Here is a 22,804-nt window from a genome sequence, read left to right as displayed (position 1 = left end):
TCCTTCAGTGGGTGGCGGTGGCGTCGGCACGTGCGCGAGCGGCCCGTCGCACGGGGCCGGCGGTGAACCAGGCGACGGCGAGCGAACTCACCGCGAGCAGCACGTACCCGAGGCTGTAGTCGCCCACCAGGTCGAAGACGGCCCCCATGACCAACGGCGGGAAGAAGCCGCCGAGGCCACCGGCGGCGCCGACGATGCCCGTCACCGCGCCCACCTTGTCCTGGGGAGCCACCTGCGCGACCAGCGCGAACACCGCCCCGGAGGCCGCCCCGAGCGCGGCGGCGAGGCCGAGGAACGCGATCGTGGCCAGCGGGATCAGGGGCAGCTCGAGCGCGGCGACGAGCGCCAGGACGCCGGTGACGACGAAGGCAGCCAGGAGGACCGGCACCGGACCGACCCGGTCGGAGAGCGTGCCACCGACCGGACGCATGGCCACCGCGAGGACGACGAACCCCGCGGTGCGCGCGGCGGCGTCGGCGGCGGTGAGGTCGTACGCGTTCACCAGGTACGTGGGCAGGTAGACGCTGAACGCGACGAACCCGCCGAAGCCCAGGGCGTACAGCAGGGACAGCTGGCCGGTGGCCGGGATCCGCGCGGTCGCCCACGTGCGGGCCAGGAACGAGCCCGTCGGCACCGGCCGGCCCGGCTTGTCGCGCAGCAGCAGCGCGGAGGCCACCGCGTAGACGGCCAGCACGCACGCCACCAGGATGAACGGCGCCTCCGGACCGTAGGCGTCCGTGATCCGCACGGTGGTGAACGCGGAGATCGCCGTGCCGCCCATGCCGAGCCCGAACAGCCCCAGCGCGGTCCCCCGCCGCTCGGGCGCGAACCACTGGTTCACCGCCGGCACGCCGATCGCGAACGCGGTACCGCCGAGCCCGAGGAAGAAGCCGCCGACGAGCATGGCCGCGTAGGTCTCGGCGACGAACCCGATGAAGAGCACCGGCAAGATAGTCAGCACGGTGACCGTCGGGAACATGCGGCGCGAGCCGAACTTGTCGGTCAGCGCCCCGACGGGGATGCGGCCGAGCGACCCCACGATGACGGGGACGGCGACCAGGACCGACTGCTGCACGCCCGTGAGCCCGAGCGCCTCGCCGTAGGAGTTGCCGAGCGGGCTGATGAGCGCCCAGGCCCAGAAGTTGACCAGGAAGCCGAGCATCGCGATGACGAGCACCCGCACTGCGATGCGTCCGTCGGACTGCTCAGCCATGAGACCCCCCGAGCGTGGTCCGGCGTCGTTGCGCGGACCTGGCGTGCTTCGGAACTTAGCACGCGCGCTCGGAGGAGAACTCGGGACCTTCGGCCCTGGTCAGACCTCGCCGGGGAGCGCCGTGCGGATCACGATGCGCGTCCACGCCCCGAGGTACAGCCGGTCGCCGTCCTCGATCTCCTTGCGCTGGCCGGCGGGGATCGGCGTGGTCGGCAGCGGGTCGCCCGCGCGGCTCACGTAGGTGCCGTTGGCGGACTGCAGGTCCTCCACCCACCAGCGCTGACCGTCGGTGTTGAGCTGGCAGTGCCGGCGGGACACCCCGGAGTCCGTCCCGCAGTCGACCGCGGGGTGGATGTTGCGGGACACGGACGGGCGGCCGACGAGCACGCTGCGCTCGCGCAGGGGCACCAGACCGGGCAGGCCGGCCGACGGCATCGGGTCCTCGGGCTGCTGGGCGGCGTACCAGTCGGGGTCCACCCAGACCTCGGCCACCCAGGACTCGGCGCCGTCGGGGGCGGGCGTCGGGAGGGCTGCGGCCACCGGGTCGGGGTCGGGGTCGGGGTCGGTCGTCACCGGCACGGGTGCGGAGACCGGGGCCGGCGGCGCGACCGGGGCGGGCGCTGTGCCCGTCGTGAAGTCGTAGCCGCAGACCTCGCAGAACAAGGCCAGCGACGAGGCGGGCGCGCCGCAGTGCGGGCAGGTGGTGGCGGTCCCGATCCCCGCCGCGGCCGGCTCGGGAGCCTCCGCCGGGGCCGACGCCTCGATGGGCGCGCCGCAGACGTCGCAGTAGTCGGTGGACGTGGACGTGTGGCCGTTCGGGCAGACGACGGTGCTCACCGGCGGACCCGCGTCGTCTTGGTGGACGCGGTGTCGAGCGCCATCTCGTCGAGCTTGTCGGCGTTGCGCTTGAGGCGCACGGTGCCCTTCTCCTCGTCGTCGATCTCGACCACCCGCCGCAGCCGGGAGGTGGCCTCCTCGTTGCCGGTCTCGGCGGCCAGCTGGACCGCGCGGCCCAGCTTGACGGTCGCCGTGGCCTCGTCGCCGGACGCCTTGGCGGCCAGCCCCTCCTGGATGACGGACGCGAGCTCGGCCTGGCCGGTGTAGTGCGCGACCTCGGGGTTGATGCGCGCGGTGAGCGAGCTGTCGTCGGACCAGCGGGCCTTGACCAGCCCCGACGCCAGCACGTCCCCTCCGACCGCGATCTGCACGCGCGCGGCCAGCTGCTCGGCGCCGACGGGCTTCGACGGCACCCGGATGGCCACGTGGTAGTCGCGGGACTCGTCGCCCCACGCCCCGGTCGGGTACGCCCCCGTGAGCGCGTTCACCTCCGTGCGCCTGGACGTGATGTCCTCCACGGTCGGGGCGACCCGCCGGACGAACAGGACCTGCGCGCCCTGGGGTGCCCAGACGCGCAGCTCGGCGTCCGCCACGCCCTTGGACATCGACTCGTTCACCAGCGCCTTGAAGTCCTCGGCGATGTCCGCCGGGTTCCGGATGAGGTCGACCGTGCCCAGCAGCGCCGTCGCGATCTCGCGCAGCTCGGCCACCTCCCAGCTGGACCCGACGCCGCGCGCGTCGCACTGGAAGTGCCCGGTGACGTCCGCGATCGCCTTGGACAGCTCGGCGCGCGGCTCCGACTCGTTGCGCCCGTCGGTGAGCAGGATCGCGTGCTTCTGCGCCGCCTGCGGGACCATCGCGAAGATCGCGTCCGCCAGCCGCAGCCAGGTGCTCATCGCGGTACCGCCCGAGGGCCGCATGAACGAGATGGCGCGCTTGGCCTCCTCGCGCGCGCCTGGCTCCATCTGCACGATCGCGACCGGGGCGTTCGGGTACGGGAACGCGCGGTTGGCCACGTGGCTGCCGCCGATCACCGCGAACCAGGTGCCGTCGGCGATCTGGTCGACCGCCACCTGCGCCGCGTACTTGGCGGCCTCGATGTTCGGCCCGCTCATGGAGCCGGACGTGTCGATGATGACGATCTCGGCGACGCCTCCGCCGGACGACGCCGCGGTGCCCGCGCCGGTGCTGGTCACGGTGACGATCGCGTGCACGTCCGTGGCACCGTCGGAGAGGAACTCGTTCTGGAACACCTCGGTGCGGAAGTCGGCCACTGTGGCTCCTCAGGCTGCGGGCGGTGCGGACTGGGCCGACACCGTCTCTTCGGTCTGGACAGTATCGAAGGGTGCGGCGACACGGGCCAGCGCGGCGGTGATGTTGTCGTGCCCGCCCTGCTCGTTGGCCCAGCGGACCAGCTCGCCGGAGATCACGTCGGGCGACTGACCGACCTTCTCCGCGGTGCGATGGAGCAGGTCCGCGACGTCGTCGGCCTCGGAGCAGTAGTTCCACAGCCCGTCCGAGCAGACCAGCACCCAGCCGGGCCCCTGCGCGCGGGTGGTCGCGGTCTGCGGGACGACGGTCTCCGCGTCGGGTCCGAGCCAGCGCGTGATGGCGTGCCCCTCGCGGGAGGCCTCCGCGCGTGCCCGCGGGATGCCGCGCGCGATCATCTCGTTCGCGGCCGAGTCGTCCACGCTGATCTGGTGGGCGTCGCCCGCGTCCGGGATCCAGTACGCGCGGGAGTCGCCCAGCCAGGCCGCGACGACGGTGGGACCGTCGACGACGGTCGCGACGAACGTGCACGACGGCGGCTCGGCGCGTCCGGACATGTCCCCGACCGCGAGGGCGATGGCCTTGTCGGCCGCCGCTGCCGCGTCGACGAGAAGAGCGGACCAGGCCCCGACGGACTCGGGGGTCGCGCCGACCAGGACGTCCCGCGCCGCGCGCGCGGCGGCGAGGCTCGCGATGTCGGAGTCCGGGATGTTGGACACCCCGTCGCAGACCACCAGGACGGCGGTGGTGCCGACCACCGCGAGCGCCATCGCGTCCTCGTTGCGGCTCTTGCGCCGACCCTTGTCACAGACCCCGCCGAGGAGCGGGGACGGCAGCTCGGCCCAGTGGTCGCGCTCGCTCACCGCGAGCTCGCCGCAGTGCTCGCAGTAGCCGTCGGCAGCGATCGTGCCGCCGCAGGACCGGCAGACCGGGGTGGTCGGCGCGTCAGGCTCGTCGAGCACGGCGACCGCCACCGGCGCCGGGGCGCCGAGGGCCGTGCCGCAGTGCTCGCAGAACGCCGAGCCGTCGGCGGCGACCGTGCCGCAGCTGGGACAGGTCACCACGTCGTCCACCGGCGGACCTCGTTGGCCCGGTCGACCAGGGCGATCCGCTCGTCCGGCGTCGGGGCCAGGGCGGCGTACTCGCGCAGCGCCCCCTCGAGCGCGTCCCGCAGCTCGGGCTCGTGCGCCGGCACGGAGCCGAGCTGCACGGTCTTCGACGGTCCGTCCTTGAGCACCGCGGCGAGCGCGGACCCGAGCACGTCCACCCGCAGGGCGGCGCGCGCCCGCGGCTCGATGGACACCGACTGCACGCTGGCCAGCGCGTCCGACAGGGCGCGCAGGTCGCCGCTGGACGTCGCCAGCAGCTGGGCGCGCATCATCCGGGCGTCCACGTACGAGCTGCGCGTGGGCGTGACCAGGTCGAGCGCGGCGAGCGCCCCCGGCAGGTCGCCCCGAGCCCGGCGGATGCGGGCCAGCCCGAACGCGGCGGGCGCGGTGTAGTTCGCGTCCGAGCGCGCGCAGATGATGTAGAGCGACTCGGCGATCTCCGGCTCGTTGCTCAGCTCGCACGCGGTGGCCAGCGCCAGCTTGGGCGCCAGCTCCCCCGGCACCTGGCCGTAGACGGCGTTGAACGAGGCACGCGCCGCCACCGGGTCGCCGGTGCTCAGCTGCGCCAGCCCGCCGAGCCACGCCGCGCGCCACTCCCACGGGTCGTCCGTGAGGATCTGGGAGAGCGTCTGGTCGAGCACGTCCTGCCGGCCGGCCTCGATCGCCGCAGTCGCGCGCCGCAGCCGCACCTCGACGGTCTCGTCCGGCGCGTCGGCCAGCGCGACGAGGCGCTGGTCCGCGTTGCTCACGTTGACGCCCGCCAGCCAGCTCGCTGCCGGGTCGCTCGCGTCCACCTTGAGCGCGGGCAGCTGGTCCCAGGCGAGCGCGTGGCCGGCCTCGTCGGACGTCGGCGCCTCGAACAGCACGGAGGCCGCCGAGTGCAGCGCCGGGCTGCCCGGACCACGGTCGGTGGCGACGACCTCGCGGAGCACGCCCAGCACCTGAGCGCGCAGCTCGTCGACCGTGGCGAACCGGTCCGACGGGTCGAGCGCGCACGCCTTGGCCAGGAGCCGGTAGAACGAGTCGTAGGTCTGGAACACCTGCGTGTCCGCGACGGCGGGGAGCGACGCCACGTAGGTGCTCGTGTTGCCGCGGAAGTCGAGCACCAGCGTGGCCAGCGTCCGGCCGATCGTGTAGATGTCGGACGCCACGGACGGTCCCACCTCGGCGACCTCGGGCGCCTGGTAGCCGACCGTGCCGAAGATCGCCGAGTCCAGGTCGTCGATCCGGCGCACACCGCCCAGGTCGATGAGCTTGACCGCGTCGCCCTGCTGGATCACGTTGTCCGGCTTGAAGTCGCAGAACAGCAGGCCCACGTCGTGCAGGTAGGCGAACGCGGGGAGGATCTCGAGCACGAACGCGAGCGCCTGGTCCACCGGCAGCGGGGTGTTGACGCCCCCGGCGGCCTCGCGGCGGTCGTGCAGGATCTGCTTGAGCGACCGGCCGCCGACGAACTCCATGACGGTGTAGCCGGCGCCCTCGTGCATGGCGAAGTTGTAGATCTCGACGATCAGCGGGTGCTCGACCTCGGCCAGGAACTGGCGCTCGGAGATCGCCGCCGCGTACGCGTCCGGGTCCCCCGAGTTCAGCAGGCCCTTGAGCACCACCCACCGGCCCGAGACGTTGCGGTCCCGCGCCAGGTAGATCCAGCCCAGGCCACCGTGCGCCAGGCACCCGACCACCTCGTACTGCCCGCCGACCAGGTCGCCGGGGTTGAGCGCCGGCGTGAAGTCGAACCGGTTGCCGCACTTCGGGCAGAACCCCGCGGTCCGGCCGGGAACCCCCTCGCGCGACCGTCCCACCTCGGCGCCGCAGGCCGGGCAGAACCGCTTGCGCTCGGGCACCTCGGGCACGGCCATGACCGCCTGCAGCGGGTCCTGCACCGGGGCCGGCGGGACGGTCGTGAGCCCGGCGCCCAGGCGCGCGCCGCGCAGCCGGGTCGAGGAGGTGCCGACGCGGCGGGTGGGTCGCGTGCCCCCGGTGGCGGCCGTGCGTGCCGAGCCGAGCGCGGCCGTGGCCAGCCGGCTCGAGCTGGTGCGGCCGGTGCGCGTGGACCGCTCCGCGTCGGGGTCGGTGGCGGCGGCCGCGCGGTCGGGGCTCGCCTGGGCGACCCCCGTGCCGAGCAGCGAGGTCGCTGACGCGGGGGTGCCGGACGCCGGGGCCGTCGCGGTCTGCGGCGACCCGCAGACGTTGCAGTAGCCGTCCTCGTAGGTGCCCGTGCAGCCGGGCTCCGTGCAGGCGATCATCGGGCTCGTCCCTCCTGACCCACCGAGGGCAGGTCGCGGCTGAGGTACTCGTACTGCTCCACGAGGAAGCGGGTCAGGGTGAGGTCGCAGGGCGTCTGGGCGACGACGGCGCGGGCCTCGTCGTACCCCGAGCGGACCGTCGGCGACGCGCTGCGGCCGTTGGCGTCGGCCGCCGCGCGGGCGCCCTCGAGCCGGTAGCGCAGCTCCGCCCGCTCGCGCAGGGGCTTGCTGTAGGCGTCGGCGACCGCGTCGAACGCGCGGCCCACGGCGGCGAGCCGGTCGACAAACGCGTCGAGCTCCGTGCGGGTGTCCGGCACCGCGCCCAGGCGCGACACGTCCGGCACGGCCAGCTTGGGCGGGTGCGCGATCTCGCGGCGGCACCGCTGCGCCAGCTCGTGCAGCGTCGGCTCGCGCTTCTCCAGCGCGGCCATCGTGTCCCGGGCGTCGGCGCGGCCCTTCTCGAGCGTGCGCCGCTGCGACACCTGCACGATGAGGTCCCGCTCGGCCAGGGCCGCACGCGCCTCGAGCTCGGCCAGCGGGCCGGAGATGTCCGCACCTCGGGCCGCCTGCGCGACGAGCTTCCGCTCACGGGTGCGCAGCGTCTCGATCAGCTCGCGGGAGTCGGTGTCCACGCCGGCGAGGTCCTCGCAGCGGACGAGGCCCGCCCGCAGCCCGCGCAGCCGCGACGCCTGGTCGGCGGTGTCCGGGTCGAACGACAGCCGCGCGCGCACCTGGGAGATCATCGCGTCGCACAGGGTCACGGCCTCGACCAGCGACACCAGCGCTGCGCCCAGCCCCGAGTCCAGCCGACCCCAGACCAGCTGCGACATCTTCTCGCGGTCCACCGCGTCCGCCCGGCCCGAGTCCCACACGACCACCAGCTCGTCGGTCCGCGACCGGATCGCCTGCCACATGGTGAGCGCCAGCAGCACGTCGTCGGTGTAGCTCTCGGACGCGGGCGACGCCTGGGCCGCCTGGTCCAGGCGGTTCAGCTCCGTGCGCCGGTGTGCCAGCCACGCCTCGAGCCCGCTGAGGTAGCGGAGCAGCTCCGGTGCGGGGATCGGCTCACCGAGCCGCCCGGGCGCCTCGGGCGCCTCGGGTCCGCTCACCGGCCGTACACCGAGACCGGCGGCGCGGGTGCGGTCCCCAGCGCACCGAGCCAGCGGTCGTAGGAGGCGGCCCAGGTGCCGTCCGCCTTCGCCTGGTCGAGCACGCCGTTGACGTACTGCACGAGGTCCACCTGGTCCGCCGCGACGCCGACGCCGTACGGCTCCGCGCTGAACGCCTCGCCGACCACCTTCGCGTACGGGTCCTGCGCGGCGAAACCGGCGAGGATCGTGTCGTCGCCCGTGATCGCGTCCACCCTGCCCTGCTGGAACAGGACCAGGCAGCCGGTGTGCGTCGGGGCACTCACGGCCTCGACCCCGGGGTACGTCTCCTCGAGCCGCTCCAGGGTGGTGGTGCCCTCCGGGGCGCAGACGCGCTGGTCGCCGAGGCCTTCGAGGTCCTCGATGCTCTGCGCCTCCGAGTCCCGCGTGACCAGCACCTTCTGGCCTGCGGTGAGGTACTCGGCGGAGAACGCGATGGTCTCCCACCGCTCGCAGTTGATGGTGAACGTGCGGGCCACCAGGTCGACCTCGTGGTTCTCCAGCACCTCGAGCCGCTGGGCCGACGTGATCACCCGGAACTGCAGCCGGTTCGGGTCGCCGAAGATCGCGGCCGACACGGCGTGCAGCATGTCGATGTCGAAGCCCTCGATCTGGCCCGACAGCGGGTTGCGCGAGCCCATCAGGAGCGTGTCGGCCGAGACCCCGACCCGCAGCGCGCCGCGGGCACGGATGGCGTCCACGCTCGGCGTGGCGGCGCCGGGTGCCGGGGCGTAGGAGGTCGTCGACTCGATCGCGTCGTCGCAGACCGTCGCGGCCGGGAGGGCGACCGAGGCCGCCGCGCGCTCCTGCTGCGCTGCCGGGGCCGCGGCGGGGGCGCCCGCGCAGCCGGCCAGCAGGGCGACCGAGGCGAGGATCGCTGCGAGACCCAGGCGGGTCGGACGTGTCGTGGTCACCGGTACTCCTCCACTCGGGTCGAGATGCCGCGCCAGGACAGGACCGCCGCCAGCACGCCGGCGACGAGCATCAGCCAGCCGACCAGGACGGACGACCCGCCGGAGCCGGACAGGGCGTCGTGCGTCTGCGCGGCGCTGGACTCCAGGCTGCTGGACGCGGCGGTCGAGAACTGCGCGAACAGGTCGTTGGGGGCGCCGGGCTCCTCGCTGATCGCCAGGGCGACGGCGCCGTCCCAGTCGCCGCCGTCGTCGAGCGCGCGGATCTCCTCGTGCGAGGCGACCCACCGGTTCAGCAACACGACGAGGGTGTCGTCGACGGTCGGCCGGACCAGCAGGTCGCGCGCCTCGTCGGTCTTGGCCACGAACTGCTCCTCGTACACCGCCCCGGAACCGCGCTTGATGAGCGTGAACGACTCCTGCGACTTCGCGTCGTTGGCCAGCGAGTACGCCTGCGACACCGAGACCGTCGCGTCGTAGGGACCACTGCGCGCGTCGCCCGCCTTCGCCGCGGCCGACCCGAGCACCACGGCGCCGCCGATCGTCGCGGCGAGCGCGAGCACCGTGGACCAGAACAGCCCGGCGTTCAGGCGCCGGTGGGTGCGCTTGGCCAGCCACACCTGCACGACGACGAGCACCGCGAGCGCGAGGATGCCGAGGGCCAGCAGCCACGGCACCGAGCCCACCGAGTCGAACGAGGAGTCCACGCGGTCGCTGTTGGCCTGCACCAGGTCGTCCAGGTGCGGCAGCACGTCCGTGCGCAGGACCGCCGACGCCTGGTCGAGGTAGGCGGCACCGACCGGGAAGCCCTGCCGGTTGTTGGCGCGGGCCTGCTCGACCAGGCCGGTGTACGTGGTCAGCCCGGCGGTCGCCTGGCCCAGCAGCTCCGCGTCGGCGCCGTTGGAGCCGGCCAGCTGCGCGAGCCCGTTGGCGGCGGACGCGACGGCCTCGTCGTACCGGGCGCGCTGCTCCGGCGGCTCCAGGCCGCCGACGAGGAACGCGTTGGTGGCGGTCGCGTCGGCCACCACGAGGTCGTTGCGGACGTCCTGGATGCCCACCAGCTGGGTGGTGTCGGCGTCGGCGTCGGACAGCGCCTCGGACTGGGCCAGACCGGCGTTGAGGCCGATCACGCCCACCGCCGCGGCGGCCAGCACGGACACGACACCGGCGACCCGCAGACGCCCGGGAGTGCGGCTCAGCGCACCGCGCAGCCCGGCGCGGTGGACCGGTGGGGCCGCGGCGGAGGGCGCCGCCGGCGGGGCGATGGTCTGCGTCACGCGGACTCCTCGATGTGGGCGTCGGTCTCTGCGGCGGGCTCGTCGGCGGCTGGCATCTCGGCCTCCGGCTCGTGGGCCACCGGTTGGTCGGCCTCCGGCTCGTCGGCCACCGGTTGGTCGGCGGCCGGCTCGTCGGCCACCGGCTCGTCGGCGGCCGGCACCAGGTCCTCCGGGAGGATCAGCCGGAGCTGCTCCACCGTCGGTTGCTCAACGTCCCGCAGCCTCCAGGCGTGCCTGGTGATCGCCTGGTCCAGCACGTTGCGCGCGTACCGGCCGTTGCCGAACCCCTCGTCGCGGATCTGCAGCGACGCCAGCTCCTCGAACCGGTCCAGGCACTCGGGCGTCGGCTCGAAGTCGGCCTTGGCCGCGGCGCGGGCGAAGATCTCGCGCAGCTCGGCGTCGGTGTAGTCGTCGAACTCGACCGTCGTGGAGAACCGGCTCTCCAGGCCCGGGTTGGTGGCCAGGAAGATCGCCATCGGCCCCGGGTACCCGGCGACGATCACCACGAGGTCGTCGCGGTGGTCCTCCATGTCCTTGACCAGGGTGTTCACGGCTTCGGCGCCGTACTGGTCCTCGGCCAGCCCGTAGGCCTCGTCGACGAACAGGACCCCGCCGAGCGCGGTCGCGACGACCTCCGACGTCTTCACGGCCGTCTGCCCGAGGTACCCCGCGACCAGCTCGGAGCGGTCGACCTCGACCAGGTGGCCCTTGGTCAGCAGCCCGAGCGCCCGGTAGATGCCGGCCACCAGCCGCGCGACCGTCGTCTTGCCGGTGCCCGGGTTGCCCAGGAACACCAGGTGACGGGTGAGCGTGGGCGCCGTCAGACCGGCCTCGGTGCGCAGGCGCTCGACCCGCAGGAGCTGGGTCTGCTGCCGGATCTCGGCCTTGACCCGGCGCAGGCCGACGAGCGCGTCGAGCTCGGCGAGCAGCTCCTCGAGGGTCTTGGCGGGCTTCTCCTCGGGGACGTAGGTCGTGCCGGCGACGGGCGTCGGGTGGACGGGGACCAGCCCCGGCTCCCCGGCGCCGGGCTGCGGCGGCAGGGCGAGGGCGGACAGGTCGAACGCCGACGGGTCGACGCGGGGCAGGTCGAACGCGGACGGCAGCTCGGTCGCCACCGGGACCTGCCCGTCCACCGCGGCACGCTGCACCGCGGCGGTGGCCGAGGCGCGTGCGATCACGTCGATCGGAGCGGGTCCGAGGTCGCAGGCCGCGGACACCACGTCGGCCAGCGCGCCGGCGTAGGCGGCGGCATGGGGTGTACCGACGAGCCCGGCGAGCAGGTCGGTCGGGGACGACCGCCAGCGCCGCGCGCTGGAGGCCGCCGCGAAGAAGGCGCCGAAGGTCGCCTCGTGCGCGCCGACCGCGGTGAGCCAGGCGGCGGCCGCCCCCGGGATCGACTCGGCGACGGCGGCGGCGAGGCGCGCGCCCTCGTCACGCGCGGCGGCGCCCTCCAGGCCGGCAGCGGCGCCGACGGTCTCGAGGGAGTCGAGGGCGTCGGTCAGGGTCACGGGCGCTCCACCTGGGGCGTGTCGAGGCCGGCCTCCGGGGCCAGCGCGAGCGAGGTGCCGCCGAACTTCTCGGCGAGGAACAACCCGTGCGCCACGAGCGCGTTGGCGTCCTCGCGGGAGACGGCGTCGGAGATCTTGTCCAGGGTGACGCCCAGCAGGTCCAGCTGGTCGCAGAGCACCATGAGGGAGGTCTTGCCCTTCGACACCACGCGGCGGTCGGCGAAGTCCCGCGGGAGGCGCAGGTAGCCGCCCACGGCCTCGGGCAGGTAGCTCGTGGCGGTCGCGACGACGGTGTGCGCCTGGCGGCTGCCGGCACCGAGCCGGTCCAGGCGCGGCGCCATCTCGTCCACGGTCCGGGTGATCCGCAGCACGCGCGCGGTCACCGCGGCCGGCACCTTGCCCGCGATCTGCTGCTCGACCTGGTGGGCGGACGCGACGATGTCCGCCGTCGTCGGTGCCGGGGGCGCAGCAGGGACCTCGGGCTCCCGACGCCGCCCCCTCAGGCGTGCGAACCAGCTCATCTGCGGCGCCTACGTGCCGAGATCGAGCGAACCGCTGGCGACGTCCGTGGTGTCCGCGCGCTTGACGCGGTCGAGGTAGGTGCGCGCCTTCGTCGTCTCGGTCTCGAGCACGCCGATGGTCGTCGCCATCGAGTCGAGCGCCTTGACCTTGAACGTGTCGATGGAGTCCATGGTCGCGTAGATGTCCGTGAACGCCTGCTGCAGCTGCGGCAGACCGACGGTGGCCTGCGCGGCCTGCTCCTGGATGCCGGCCGACTGCTCCTTGAGCATCTTCGCGGTCGACGCGATCAGCCCGGTCGTCGTGGCGTTCAGCGCGGTGATCTGGTCGAGCACCAGCCGCTGGTTGTTCAGCGCCTGCGCGACGATCACGGCCGTGCGCAGGGCGGCGACCGTGGTGGTCGTGGCGCGGTCGACGCCCTTGATGAGCTCGATGTTGTTCTTGATGATGATGTCGATCGCCAGGTAGCCCTGGATCGAGACGGCCAGCTGGGTCAGCAGGTCCTGGTGCTTCTGCCGCACGTAGAACAGGACGTCCTCGCGCAGCGCCTTGGCCCGTGCGGGATCGGTGGCGTCGAGCTCCGCGATCGCCGTCGACACGCGTGTGTCCAGCGACTCCGCGACGTAGATGTACTGGTGCAGGCGGGCCATCGTGTCCCAGAGGTGCTGCTTCTCCAGGTTGAGCGCCGCGTTGTCCTTGCGCAGCTCGTCCTGGCCGTTGTAGAGCGCGCGGACGATGGCGTCGATCTGCTTCTGCGAGCTCTCGTACCGGCGGAAGTAGTCGGTGAGCGAGTCGCCGAACGGGATGAGCCCGAGCAGCTTCTTGCCGATCGTGGCCTCGCTGGGGTCCAGGCTCTCGACGGTCTTGCGCAGGTCCAGCAGCGACTTGCTCACCTGCGACGTGCCGGAGACACCGCCCTCGCGGAGCTCCTTGACGGGCATCTGGAGCAGACGGTTCGAGGTGTCGGCGGCCGCGCGGATGTCCGCGTCACCCATGAGGCGGATGTCGTCGGCCTTGCTGGCCAGCTCCGGCGAGCCCACCTGGGCCTTCATGAGGCCGTCGACGTAGGAGTTGACCTTGGCGTCGAGGCCCGGGAGCGCGGACTCGGGGATCTGCGGGGCCATCGCGGGCGCCTGCGTGGCCGCCACCGGCGCCATCGGAGCGGGGGCCTCGAGCGCGAAGACGGACTGCGGCGCGGGGGGCTGCAAGGGGGCTGCGTCGGTCATCGTCGTCCTTCATGTCCGGGCGGCGCAGTGGGCCTGATCGCCCGCATCCTCGATGGTCATGGAATGGTCAAGTCGTCCTCCAGCGGACACTAGCACGGGGGTCCTCCACCGGTGCCGGTGCCCGGGCGCCTGACCTCGGATTTCGCCTAGCGGCGAACAGCACGGTCTCTGGCCCTCCCGCGCCACCGCCGCGCATGATCGACGGCACGTACGTCGCCGGTCCGAGGGGGAGCCATGCTGCCGTCCGACATCCGTACCACCACCGTGCACGTCGGTCCGTTCCTCGACGATCTCGGGGAACCCTGGTCCGGCACCATCACCGTGGAGTCGTCGATCGCGCGGGTCTGGGACGCGTCCGCCGCGGTGATCAGCCCGCGACCGGCCGTCGTCGCCCTGGGAGACGACGGCACCGCGGCGATCCCCCTGGCCACCACGGACCAACCGGGATTCAGCGACGGGGCGGGCCGGCCGGTCAGCGGCTGGACCTACACGCTCACGGTCGAGCTCGCGGGGGTGGCACCGGTCCGCCGGACGTTCGACCTGCCGACGAGCACCGGCCCCGACCTCCGCCTCACGCTCGCGCCGGTCGCGCCACCCGTCGCTCGGGGCCTCACGCGTCGCGACGCCCTCCGCGCCGGCGCCGCAGCCCTCGTCGCCGGCTCCGCGGCCACGGCCGCCGCCCAGCCCGCGGCGGCTGGCCCTCACCTGCGCGGCGGCGTCGTCCTCCCCACCGCCAGAACCGTGTTCGACGACGACCTCCAGGTGGGCACCACCGCCAACCCGAGCACCCTCCTGGTGAAGTCGTCACCGGCGGGCGGGACCGCCGGTGGCCCCGGGAGCTACGACTCCACCGGCCGGATCGTCATGGAGACGTACCAGCCGCACTTCGGCTCGTACGGGGAGTCGCTCCGCGTGCAGCTCAAGGACGCCCGCGCGAAGGGCATGCTCACGTACCAGGGGAGCTGGCCCACGCCGCACTACCCCGACGGCGACTACACCTGGCTGCCCACGCACCCCACCACGCCGGTGACGATCGCGTGGATCGGCGCGCACTTCCTCAACAACGACGACCCGGGCTCGCTCGAGAAGAACCTGTGGCACGGGCACATCAACTTCGAGGTCCCCGACGCCAAGGGCGCCCTGCGCACCCGCCTGGAGATCAAGCTCGTCGACCCGGTGACCGGCAAGATCGGCACCGACCGCTCGGCCGTCCGCACGAACATGGCCGACTTCGAGCTCCAGGTGGGCGCGGCGGACGAGCAGCTGCGGATCGTCGGCACCGACTCCCACCCGAAGGACCTGGTGTTCGCCACCGAGGTGGGTGCCAGGCAGCCCCGCTGGATCCTGCGGGCGACCGAGAACGACGCCAACCTCGAGCTCCGCCGCTACCGGGCGGGCAACGCGTACCAGGACGCGCCGCTGGTGGTCGACCGACTGACCGGGCTGGTCGCGGTCGGTGGGGCGGCGGGCACCTCCGCGGGCCTCAAGGTCGCGCAGCGCGGCGGGGTGGGGATCACCGTGACTCCCCTGGCGGCCGGGGGCCAGGGCATGCTGGTCGCCGGGACCGACCCGACCGCCCGGATCGTGCAGGGCGAGGTCACGGGGGACCCCCAGCGCCGGTTCGTCGCCCTCGTCGACGGCACCCTGCAGTGGGGCACCGGCGCGACGGAGCGCGACACGCTCCTGTACCGACGGGGACCGAACCAGCTGGGCACCGACGGGGGCATGTTCCTGCGCAGCAGCACGACCCCGGCGACCGCCACGACCGGCGGGGTGCTGTTCGTCGCCGACGGTGCACTGAAGTTCCGCGGTGCGGCGGGCACGGTGACCACGCTGGCGGCGGCCTGAGAAGATGCGGGTCGGGGCACACCGACAACCAGAGGGACACACACATGTCGACCGAGGACACCGGGTCGCTGGACGACCGCCTGCACCGCCTGGGGATCGCGTACGACGTGCAGCGGATCGTCGCCACCGGGATCGGCATGCTCCCGCTGAGCGAGACCACCAAGGAGTCCCTGACGTCGAGGAGCGCCACCGCGGTGGTGGTCGTCGGGGAGACCGGCGTTGCCCTGGTCAAGGGTGCCGCGGAGGCGGGTCGGGGCGCCGCCACCGCCGCCAAGGACGGCGCCGAGACGTTCCAGCGCACCCGGCACGCGCACGCGTCCCCGTCCGCCGACGCGCCGGCTCCCCCGGTCGAGGACGTCACCACCCGGCTCGAGCGCCTGAGCGCGCTGCACCGCGACGGTCACCTCGACGACGCGGAGTACGCGGCCGCGAAGGCGAAGGTCCTCGCGGGGAGCTAGTCGGCCGCGGGCTGAGGGGCCGAGCCGGTGGCCAGCGGGAGGATGACCGTGTCGATCATCTGCACCACGAAGTCGTCGTCGATCTTCTGCCCGGCGACCATCTTGCGGTAGGCGATCATGGCGGGCGCCACGGCGGCGACCATCTCGAGGTCGATGTCCGGGCGTAGCTCGCCGCGGGCCCGCGCACGCTCGAGCAACCCGCGCATCAGGTCGACCCGGGAGCGCACGAACTGCTCGTGGAAGACGGCCGCGACCTCGGGGTTCTCCTTCACCGCAGACCACAGGCCGGACATCAGCTCGGAGTCGTCCGTGCGCGGCTTGCCGAACCGCACCGAGAGCAGGTCGGAGCGGAGCGAGCCGGTGTCGGGGAGCTGGTCGACCGTCGGCGCGACACCGCGCATGCACACGACCGCGTCGACCGTGAGCTGCACCTTGGACGGCCAGCGGCGGTAGACGGTGGCCTTGCCCGCACCGGCGCGGTCCGCGACGGCGTCCATCGTCATGCCGTCGTAGCCGCGCTCGGCCAGCAGCTCGCGGGTGGCGAGCAGGATCGCGTCGTCCTTCGACTCGTCGCGTCGTCGGCCCGGGCGGCGCGTGATCGTCGTCGACCCGTCCTCCACGGTGCTCCCTCTCTCGGTGCTGCTGATCGGCCCTCAGGGTAGCGCGGAAACAAATCGAGACTGAGGAGTTCCGAAACTCGTCAGTTCCATATTACGCTCGCTCCACCGACCACGACGTCTCAGGAGCATCACCATGTCCACTGTTACCCCCGCACCGGAGAGCCGGCAGCGCTGGCTCGTCCTCGCGACGGTCGCCCTCGCCCAGCTGATGGTCGTGCTCGACGCGACCATCGTGAACATCGCGCTGCCCTCCGCCCAGGCGGACCTCGGGTTCAGCGACAACGACCGCCAGTGGGTGGTCACCGCCTACGCGCTCGCCTTCGGCAGCCTGCTGCTGCTCGGCGGCCGGCTCGCCGACATGTTCGGCCGCCGCCGCATGTTCCTCGTCGGGCTCGTCGGGTTCGCCGTCGCGTCCGCCCTCGGCGGCGCCGCGCAGAGCTTCGAGCTGCTCATCGCCGCCCGCGCCCTGCAGGGCGTGTTCGCCGCGGTGCTCGCACCCGCCGCCCTCTCCGTCCTCACCACCACGTTCACCGTGCCCAAGGAGCGCGCCCGCGCGTTCGGGGTGTTCGGCGCGATCGCCGGCATGGGCGGCGCCATCGGCCTGCTGCTCGGCGGCTACCTCACCGAGAACTTCAACTGGCGCTGGAACCTCTACGTGAACGTGCTCATCGCCGTCGTCGCGTTCGTCGCCGGCAGCGTCCTGCTCTCCCGCACCGACGTCACCCACCGCAGCCGGTTCGACGTGCCCGGCGTCGTCCTGGCGTCCACCGGCCTGTTCGCGCTGGTGTTCGGCTTCTCGCAGGCCGAGCCGCAGGGCTGGGACGCTCCGGTGGTCTGGGGCTCGCTGGCCGCCAGCGTCGTCCTGCTGGTCGCGTTCGTCCGTCGGCAGCGCACCGCCGAGTACCCGCTGCTCCCGCTGGAGATCGTCCTCGACCGCGACCGCGGGGCCGGGTTCCTGGCCATCCTCGTCGCCGGCTCCGGGATGTTCGGTGTGTTCCTCTTCCTCACCTACTACCTGCAGCTGACCCTCGGGTACACCCCCATGCAGACGGGCTCGGCGTTCCTGCCGATGGTCGTCTTCATCATCCTCACGGCGCAGGTCCAGTCGAACATCCTGGTCCCGCGGTTCGGCCCCAAGCTGCTGGTGCCCGTCGGCATGACGGTCGGCGCGCTGGCCATGCTCTGGTTCACGACCCTCGACGCCGAGAGCAGCTACGGCCACGTGGTCGTCGGGCTGATCGCCATGGGCATCGCGATGGGCTCGATCATGCCCGCGTCGTTCCAGATCGCGACGCTCGGCATCTCCCCGCGCCAGGCCGGAGCCGCCTCGGCGATGGTCTCCACCAGTCAGCAGGTCGGCGGGGCGATCGGCACCGCGGTGCTGAACACCCTGGCCGCCACCGCCGCGACCGCCTACCTCGCGGACCACGCGCCCGCCACGCCGCAGGTGATGGCCGACGCAGCCATCCACAGCTTCTCGGTGGCGTACTCGTGGTCCGCCGGGATCTTCCTGCTCGGCGCGGTCCTCACCGCGACCCTGTTCCGCACCCGCGGCGACCGGGCCGCCCGCCTGGCCGACGCGGCACCGGCCGCCGCGCACGGGGAGCCGGTGCTCGCGCACTGACCCCCTACAGGCCGACCATCCCCATGCCGGCGTCGTTGTAGCGGTTGCCGTGCACGCCGATCCGGTCGGCGGCCTGGGTCAGCTCGGCGAGGTCCTCGGTGCTCAGCGCGAGCCGCGCGGCACCGAGGTTCTCGTCGAGCCGGCTCAGGCGGCGCGTACCGGGGATGGGCACGATCCACGGCTTGCGCGCCAGCAGCCACGCGATCGCGACCTGGGCCGGCGTCGCACCGTGGCGCGACGCCACGGCGGTGACCAGGTCGACGAGGGCCTGGTTGGCCTGCCGGTTCTCCTCGGTGAACCGCGGGATCGTCGTGCGGATGTCCTTCTCGGTGAACGTGGTCGTGGTGTCGACGGTGCCGGTGAGGAACCCCTTGCCCAGCGGGCTGAACGGCACGAAGCCGATCCCGAGCTCCTCGAGCACCGGCAGGACCTCGGCCTCGGGGTCCCGCGTCCACAAGGAGTACTCGCTCTGCAGCGCGGTGACCGGCTGCACGGCGTGCGCACGGCGGATCGTTCCCGCACCCGCCTCGGACAGGCCGAAGTGCCGGACCTTGCCCGCGGCAATCAGCTCCTTCACCGCCCCGGCGACCTCCTCGATCGGCACGTCCGGGTCCACGCGGTGCTGGTAGTAGAGGTCGATCACGTCGATGCCGAGGCGCCGGAGCGACGCGTCGGCCACCTCCGCGATGTGCTCGGGCCGGCTGTTGACGCCGACCGACTTCCCGTCCTGGATGTCGAACCCGAACTTGGTGGCGATGACGACCCGGTCCCGGACGGGCGCGAGGGCATCGCCCACCAGCTCCTCGTTGACGAATGGCCCGTACACCTCGGCCGTGTCGAAGAACGTGACGCCGCGGTCGACCGCGCCGCGCAGCACGGCGATCATGTCGTCGCGGTCGCCCGGGTTGGGTCCGTAGCTCTGGCTCATCCCCATGCAGCCGAGGCCGATCGCCGAGACCACCAGGTCGCTTCCGAGTGTGCGTGTGTCCATGCGATCGACCGTACGGCGCAGGTCCCCGACGAGGGAGGCCCTGTCAGTACCCGTTCCGGTGGGCCTCGACCGCGCGGTGCACGCTCCCGTGGAACCGGTCGGCCCCGACGCGGTCGACGACGCCGTCGCGCGCCAGCGTCGCCCGCACCGACGGCTTGACCCGGGCCAGCCGGACGGCCAGCTCCCGGTCGGCGGCGAGGTCGAGCACCTCGTGCAGCACCCCCGCGCCCTGGGCGTCGACGAAGGTGATCGCGCCGCAGTCGATCACGATCGCCGTCAGGCCCGGGACCGCGTCGGCGACCTCGCGCACCCGGTCCTCCAGCGCGTCGGCGGTAGCGAAGAACAGACCGCCGTCGATGCGGAGCACCGCGATCCCTGGCTCCTGCTCGTCGTCCGGGTGCTCGCCGAGCTCACGGAACACCTGCGTCCCCGGCTCGCGCACCATCACCGGCAGGGACGGGCGCGTGGTCACCGAGACCAGCCACAGCAGCGACAGCCCGATCCCGACGAGCACCCCGGCCAGCACGCCGACCACCAGCGTGCTCACCAGCGCCACCATCGCGATCCAGAAGTCGAACCGCTGCACCCGAGCCAGCCTGCGCATGGCGGGCACGTCCATCATCCCCATGACGACGGCCTCGATGATGATCGCCGCGAGCACCGCCGTGGGCAGCCCGGAGAACAGGGGCGCCAGCAGCAGCAGGGTCAGCAGGACCATCGCGCCCGACGTCAGCGACGCGACGGGGGTGCGCGCCCCGGTGCGGTCGTTCAGCGAGCTCGCCGACAGGCTGGTCGACACCGGCATGCCCTGGACGAGTCCGGCGCCCACGTTGGCGGCGCCCTGGGCGAGGGACTCCTGGTCGATGTCGACCCGGTAGCGGTGCCGGGCGGCGAACGTGCGGGCGTCGCCGGCCGTCTGCGAGAACCCGATCATCACCAGCGCGACGGAGGCGAGCGCCACGGTCGCGACGTGGTCGAGCAGCAGAGCCGGGTCGGGCACGACGACCGACGGGAGCCCGCGGGGGACGTCACCGACCAGCGCGACGCCGCGCTCCCCCAGGTCGAGCAGCCAGCTGGCCAGCAGCCCGCCGACCACGAGGACGAGCGCGCCGGGCACGCGCGGGGCGATGCGCCGCAGGCCGAACACCGTCACCAGCGCGACGACGGCGACGAGGAGCGTGGCCGGGTGGGCGTCCCCGAGCGTGCCGAGCCAGGACCAGAGCTCCTGCGGTGGCGTGGAGCCCGAGGCGCTGGTCCCGGTGAGCTTGGGCAGCTCGCCGATGACGACGTCGATCGCCGCCCCGAACAGGAAGCCGGTCACCACCGCCCGCGAGAGGAACTGTGCGATCCACCCCATCTTGAGCACCGCGAGGACCACGAACACGATGCCGGAGACGAGGGTGATCCCCGCGACGAACGAGGCCACGTCGGCGCCCGTGAGCCCGGCGGCGAGCACCGCGCTGGCGGCCACCGCGGCCAGGCCGGAGCTCGGTCCGGTGGAGATCTGCCGGCTGGTGCCGAAGATCGCGTAGAGGATCGCGCCGGCCGCGGCGGCGTACAGGCCGTTCTGGAGCGGGATGCCCGCGATCCCCGCGTACCCGAGGTTCTTGGGCACGATCAGCGCGGCGACCGCGACCCCGGCGGCCACGTCGGGACGGAGCCACCGACGGTCGTAGCTGCGCAGCACGCCGACGATGGGCACGCGCTCGGACCAGCGGCGACGCTTCGCAGCCATGACTGGACCCTAGCGACGGGACCGCCCAGGCGTCAGTCCCTCAGGACGGCTCCTCCGCGATCCGCTTGATCGCCGCGAGCCTGCGGTCCCACTCGGCGCCGATGGCCTCCAGGGCGCGCGCGGTCTCGGACAGTCGCGATCCCAGGGCCTGGTAGCGGATCTCGCGGCCGGCCCGCACGGGGACGACGAGCCCCGCCTCGGCGAGCACCGCGAGGTGCTTGGCGATCGCCTGCCGGGTCACCGGCAGGCGGGTGGCCAGCGCGGAGGCCGACAGGTCGGATCGCCCGAGCTCCTGGAGGATCTGCCACCGGGTGTCGTCGGCGAGAGCCGCGAACACGGGGGCCAGCGTCGCGCTGCTCATGCCGCGCCCTCGAGGAGGGCGACCAGCTCGTCGAGCTCGGCGGTCCAGCCGCCGCGGTTGTTCTCCATCGCGACCAGCGGGTCCCGGCCGAGCAGGTCGAAGCCCGACTCGAGGACGGTCAGCAGGGTGGCGTCCCCGTCGGGAACGAGCGTGAACCGGACCAGCGTGGAGTTGTCCTCGCGCAGCGGCTCTCCCGGCGATCCCCACGTGAAGGCGAACACCACGGGCTCGTCGTACTCCTCGATGCGGACCGGGAACTCGCCGTACCCCTCGAACCCGAACGTGCCCATGCCCCCGACGCGCAGGTCCGGCAGGTCGGCGGTGCTCCCGAACCACTGCGCGACCAGGTCGTCCCGCGTCAGGGCGGCCCACACCCGGTCCGGCGTCGAGCGGATGTGCACGGTGCGCGTCACCTGGTAGCCCTCGGTGTCGATCACGGCCTGCGGGTTGACGGTCGCCATGGGAGGTCCTCTCGGTCGATGCCTGCAACTCAAGGGTTGCACGAGCAACCAGCCGGTTGCAACCGGTAGCGTCGCCACGTGCTCCCGGTCCCCGCCGTCCCCGCCGACGTCGACGCCATCCACGCCCTGCGCCGGTCGCTCGAGGACTGGATGGCCGAGCACGGCACGGTGCAGTGGCCGCAGGGGTCGCTCCCCCGCGAGCGCGTCGCCGCCCAGGTCGAGGCCGGCGAGTGGCACGTGGTCCGCGACGACGAGCTCGGCGTCGTCGGCACCCTCCGGCTCCTGTGGACCGACCCCGACTTCTGGGGCGACGACCGCACCCCCGCCGTCTACGTGCACGGCCTCATGGTCGACCGCCGGGCCGCCGGTCGCGGGCTCGGCGCCGCCCTGCTCGACTGGGCGGCGGCGCAGGGCCGGGACGCCGGCGTCGAGGTGCTCCGGCTCGACTGCCGGACCACCAACCCCGTGCTGCGCGAGTACTACGAGTCGTCCGGGTTCCAGGCCGTCGGGCAGGTGGACTTCGCCGACTTCTCCTGCACCCTGCTCGAGACCTCGCTGCGTGTGGGTGGCAGTGCCTAGGTTGGACATATGACGCAGCAGCAGCGGACCTACCCGCAGGGCGTGACGTCCTGGGTGGACATCGAGCAGCGGGACGTCGACGGAGCACTGGCGTTCTACGGCGCCGTGCTCGGCTGGACGTTCCACCAGGCCAGCCCGCCCGGGGCGCCGCGGTACGTGATCGCGCAGATCGACGGCCTCGACGTCGCCGGCGTCGGCGAGGGCACCGACGAGCCGGGCTGGCACACATACGTGGCGGTCGACGACATCGACGCCGTCCTCGACCGGATCACCTCCGCGGGCGGGGCCGTGACCACCGGACCGACCGTCGCGGGCGAGGGCGGCACCTGGGCCGGCTTCACCGACCCGCAGGGGGTGCCCCTCCGGCTCTGGCAGCCGAAGCGACGGCTCGGCGCGCAGATCGTCAACGCACCCGGCGCCTGGAACTTCAGCGACCTGCGCAGCGACGAGCCGGCCACCTCCTTCTACACGCAGGTGTTCGGGTGGGTGTTCGACGACCTCGGCTTCGGCACGATGATCCGGGTGCCCGGCTACGGCGACCACCTCGCGGCCACCACCGACGCGGACATCCGGGAGCGTCAGGCAGAAGTCTCCGTGCCCCCCGGGTTCGAGGACGCGATCGGCTGGGTAGCCCCCGCCGTCGAGAACGAGGCACCGCACTGGCACGTGACGTTCGCCGTCGCCGACCGCGACCGGACCGCCGCGCTGGCCACCGAGCACGGCGGCGAGGTCCTCGCCAGCGAGGACACACCGTGGGCGCTGACGACGACGATCCGGGACCCCCAGGGCGCGCTGTTCACCGGGAGCCAGTTCACGCCCCCGGAGTGAGCCGGACCTGCCCGGACGCCGTGGCACGTGAGCACG

At 73.3% G+C, this 22,804-nt stretch carries 21 protein-coding genes; 5 read left to right on the top strand and 16 right to left on the bottom strand.

Annotated elements, in window-relative coordinates; genetic code table 11:
• Window positions 1-4: 4 nt before the first annotated feature.
• The 11 genes from ASD18_RS06575 to ASD18_RS06525 all read right to left on the bottom strand — a co-directional run bounded on the left by ASD18_RS06575 (window position 5) and on the right by ASD18_RS06525 (window position 13,263).
• Complete coding sequence (locus ASD18_RS06575; protein WP_056088338.1) at window positions 5-1,213, bottom strand: nitrate/nitrite transporter; 1,209 nt, start codon at window positions 1,211-1,213, stop codon at window positions 5-7.
• Between the two features lie 99 nt (window positions 1,214-1,312).
• The gene (locus ASD18_RS06570) at window positions 1,313-2,050 is read right to left on the bottom strand and encodes an FHA domain-containing protein (protein WP_056088334.1); all 738 of its coding nucleotides are present in this window, start codon (window positions 2,048-2,050) and stop codon (window positions 1,313-1,315) included.
• Window positions 2,047-3,324, bottom strand: a complete 1,278-nt coding sequence (locus ASD18_RS06565; RefSeq protein WP_056088331.1) for a VWA domain-containing protein — start codon at window positions 3,322-3,324, stop codon at window positions 2,047-2,049. The genes ASD18_RS06570 and ASD18_RS06565 overlap by 4 nt, the downstream gene beginning before the upstream one ends.
• Window positions 3,325-3,333: 9 nt before the next feature.
• Complete coding sequence (locus ASD18_RS06560; protein WP_056088328.1) at window positions 3,334-4,392, bottom strand: PP2C family serine/threonine-protein phosphatase; 1,059 nt, start codon at window positions 4,390-4,392, stop codon at window positions 3,334-3,336.
• A complete protein-coding gene (locus ASD18_RS06555; RefSeq protein ID WP_056088325.1) occupies window positions 4,377-6,674 on the bottom strand; it encodes a serine/threonine-protein kinase in 2,298 nt (765 codons plus the stop codon). Before ASD18_RS06555 ends, ASD18_RS06560 begins: the two co-directional genes overlap by 16 nt.
• Window positions 6,671-7,783, bottom strand: coding sequence for a hypothetical protein (locus ASD18_RS06550; RefSeq protein WP_056088322.1), 1,113 nt, complete (start codon window positions 7,781-7,783; stop codon window positions 6,671-6,673). Before ASD18_RS06550 ends, ASD18_RS06555 begins: the two co-directional genes overlap by 4 nt.
• Window positions 7,780-8,736: a glutamate ABC transporter substrate-binding protein gene (locus ASD18_RS06545; protein WP_056088317.1), complete on the bottom strand. Its 957-nt coding sequence runs from the start codon at window positions 8,734-8,736 to the stop codon at window positions 7,780-7,782. Before ASD18_RS06545 ends, ASD18_RS06550 begins: the two co-directional genes overlap by 4 nt.
• Entirely contained in the window at window positions 8,733-10,010 is a 1,278-nt protein-coding gene (locus ASD18_RS06540) for a hypothetical protein (RefSeq protein WP_056088314.1), read from the bottom strand. The genes ASD18_RS06545 and ASD18_RS06540 overlap by 4 nt, the downstream gene beginning before the upstream one ends.
• The gene (locus ASD18_RS06535; RefSeq protein ID WP_082573589.1) at window positions 10,007-11,518 is read right to left on the bottom strand and encodes an AAA family ATPase; all 1,512 of its coding nucleotides are present in this window, start codon (window positions 11,516-11,518) and stop codon (window positions 10,007-10,009) included. Before ASD18_RS06535 ends, ASD18_RS06540 begins: the two co-directional genes overlap by 4 nt.
• A complete protein-coding gene (locus tag ASD18_RS06530) occupies window positions 11,515-12,039 on the bottom strand; it encodes a hypothetical protein (RefSeq protein ID WP_056088311.1) in 525 nt (174 codons plus the stop codon). Before ASD18_RS06530 ends, ASD18_RS06535 begins: the two co-directional genes overlap by 4 nt.
• 9 nt (window positions 12,040-12,048) lie before the next feature.
• Window positions 12,049-13,263 (bottom strand): toxic anion resistance protein, encoded by a 1,215-nt coding sequence (locus tag ASD18_RS06525; protein WP_056088310.1) that lies wholly within the window; start codon window positions 13,261-13,263, stop codon window positions 12,049-12,051.
• Between the two features lie 234 nt (window positions 13,264-13,497).
• Between ASD18_RS06525 and ASD18_RS06520 the strand changes: the two genes are divergently transcribed.
• Window positions 13,498-15,111 carry a hypothetical protein gene (locus ASD18_RS06520; protein WP_056088307.1) on the top strand — a complete coding sequence of 538 codons (1,614 nt, stop codon included), beginning with the start codon at window positions 13,498-13,500 and terminating at the stop codon, window positions 15,109-15,111.
• Between the two features lie 44 nt (window positions 15,112-15,155).
• On the top strand, window positions 15,156-15,569 hold the full coding sequence (locus ASD18_RS06515) for an SHOCT domain-containing protein (RefSeq protein ID WP_056088304.1): 414 nt from the start codon (window positions 15,156-15,158) through the stop codon (window positions 15,567-15,569).
• Here ASD18_RS06515 and ASD18_RS06510 read toward each other — a convergent pair.
• Window positions 15,566-16,189 carry a TetR/AcrR family transcriptional regulator gene (locus tag ASD18_RS06510; RefSeq protein ID WP_056088301.1) on the bottom strand — a complete coding sequence of 208 codons (624 nt, stop codon included), beginning with the start codon at window positions 16,187-16,189 and terminating at the stop codon, window positions 15,566-15,568. The genes ASD18_RS06515 and ASD18_RS06510 overlap by 4 nt on opposite strands.
• Before the next feature lie 133 nt (window positions 16,190-16,322).
• Between ASD18_RS06510 and ASD18_RS06505 the strand changes: the two genes are divergently transcribed.
• On the top strand, window positions 16,323-17,813 hold the full coding sequence (locus tag ASD18_RS06505; RefSeq protein ID WP_056088299.1) for an MFS transporter: 1,491 nt from the start codon (window positions 16,323-16,325) through the stop codon (window positions 17,811-17,813).
• Between the two features lie 4 nt (window positions 17,814-17,817).
• Here ASD18_RS06505 and ASD18_RS06500 read toward each other — a convergent pair whose 3' ends face one another.
• Genes ASD18_RS06500 through ASD18_RS06485 form a run of 4 tightly spaced genes read right to left on the bottom strand, consistent with a single transcriptional unit; the run spans window position 17,818 to window position 21,361 of the window.
• Window positions 17,818-18,804 (bottom strand): aldo/keto reductase, encoded by a 987-nt coding sequence (locus ASD18_RS06500; RefSeq protein ID WP_056088296.1) that lies wholly within the window; start codon window positions 18,802-18,804, stop codon window positions 17,818-17,820.
• Window positions 18,805-18,847: 43 nt separating this feature from the next.
• A complete protein-coding gene (locus ASD18_RS06495; protein ID WP_056088293.1) occupies window positions 18,848-20,539 on the bottom strand; it encodes a SulP family inorganic anion transporter in 1,692 nt (563 codons plus the stop codon).
• Between the two features lie 40 nt (window positions 20,540-20,579).
• Complete coding sequence (locus tag ASD18_RS06490) at window positions 20,580-20,900, bottom strand: helix-turn-helix transcriptional regulator (protein WP_056088291.1); 321 nt, start codon at window positions 20,898-20,900, stop codon at window positions 20,580-20,582.
• Window positions 20,897-21,361 (bottom strand): SRPBCC family protein, encoded by a 465-nt coding sequence (locus tag ASD18_RS06485; protein WP_056088289.1) that lies wholly within the window; start codon window positions 21,359-21,361, stop codon window positions 20,897-20,899. The genes ASD18_RS06490 and ASD18_RS06485 overlap by 4 nt, the downstream gene beginning before the upstream one ends.
• Window positions 21,362-21,439: 78 nt before the next feature.
• Here ASD18_RS06485 and ASD18_RS06480 point away from each other — a divergent pair, with 78 nt between their 5' ends.
• Window positions 21,440-21,940: a GNAT family N-acetyltransferase gene (locus ASD18_RS06480; RefSeq protein WP_056088284.1), complete on the top strand. Its 501-nt coding sequence runs from the start codon at window positions 21,440-21,442 to the stop codon at window positions 21,938-21,940.
• 9 nt (window positions 21,941-21,949) lie between these two features.
• On the top strand, window positions 21,950-22,768 hold the full coding sequence (locus tag ASD18_RS06475; RefSeq protein ID WP_056088281.1) for a VOC family protein: 819 nt from the start codon (window positions 21,950-21,952) through the stop codon (window positions 22,766-22,768).
• Window positions 22,769-22,804: the final 36 nt, after the last annotated feature.

The sequence above is a fragment of the Cellulomonas sp. Root137 genome, from assembly GCF_001426725.1.
Taxonomy (GTDB): Bacteria; Actinomycetota; Actinomycetes; order Actinomycetales; family Cellulomonadaceae; genus Cellulomonas.
This window is presented reverse-complemented; position numbering and strand designations above follow the sequence as displayed.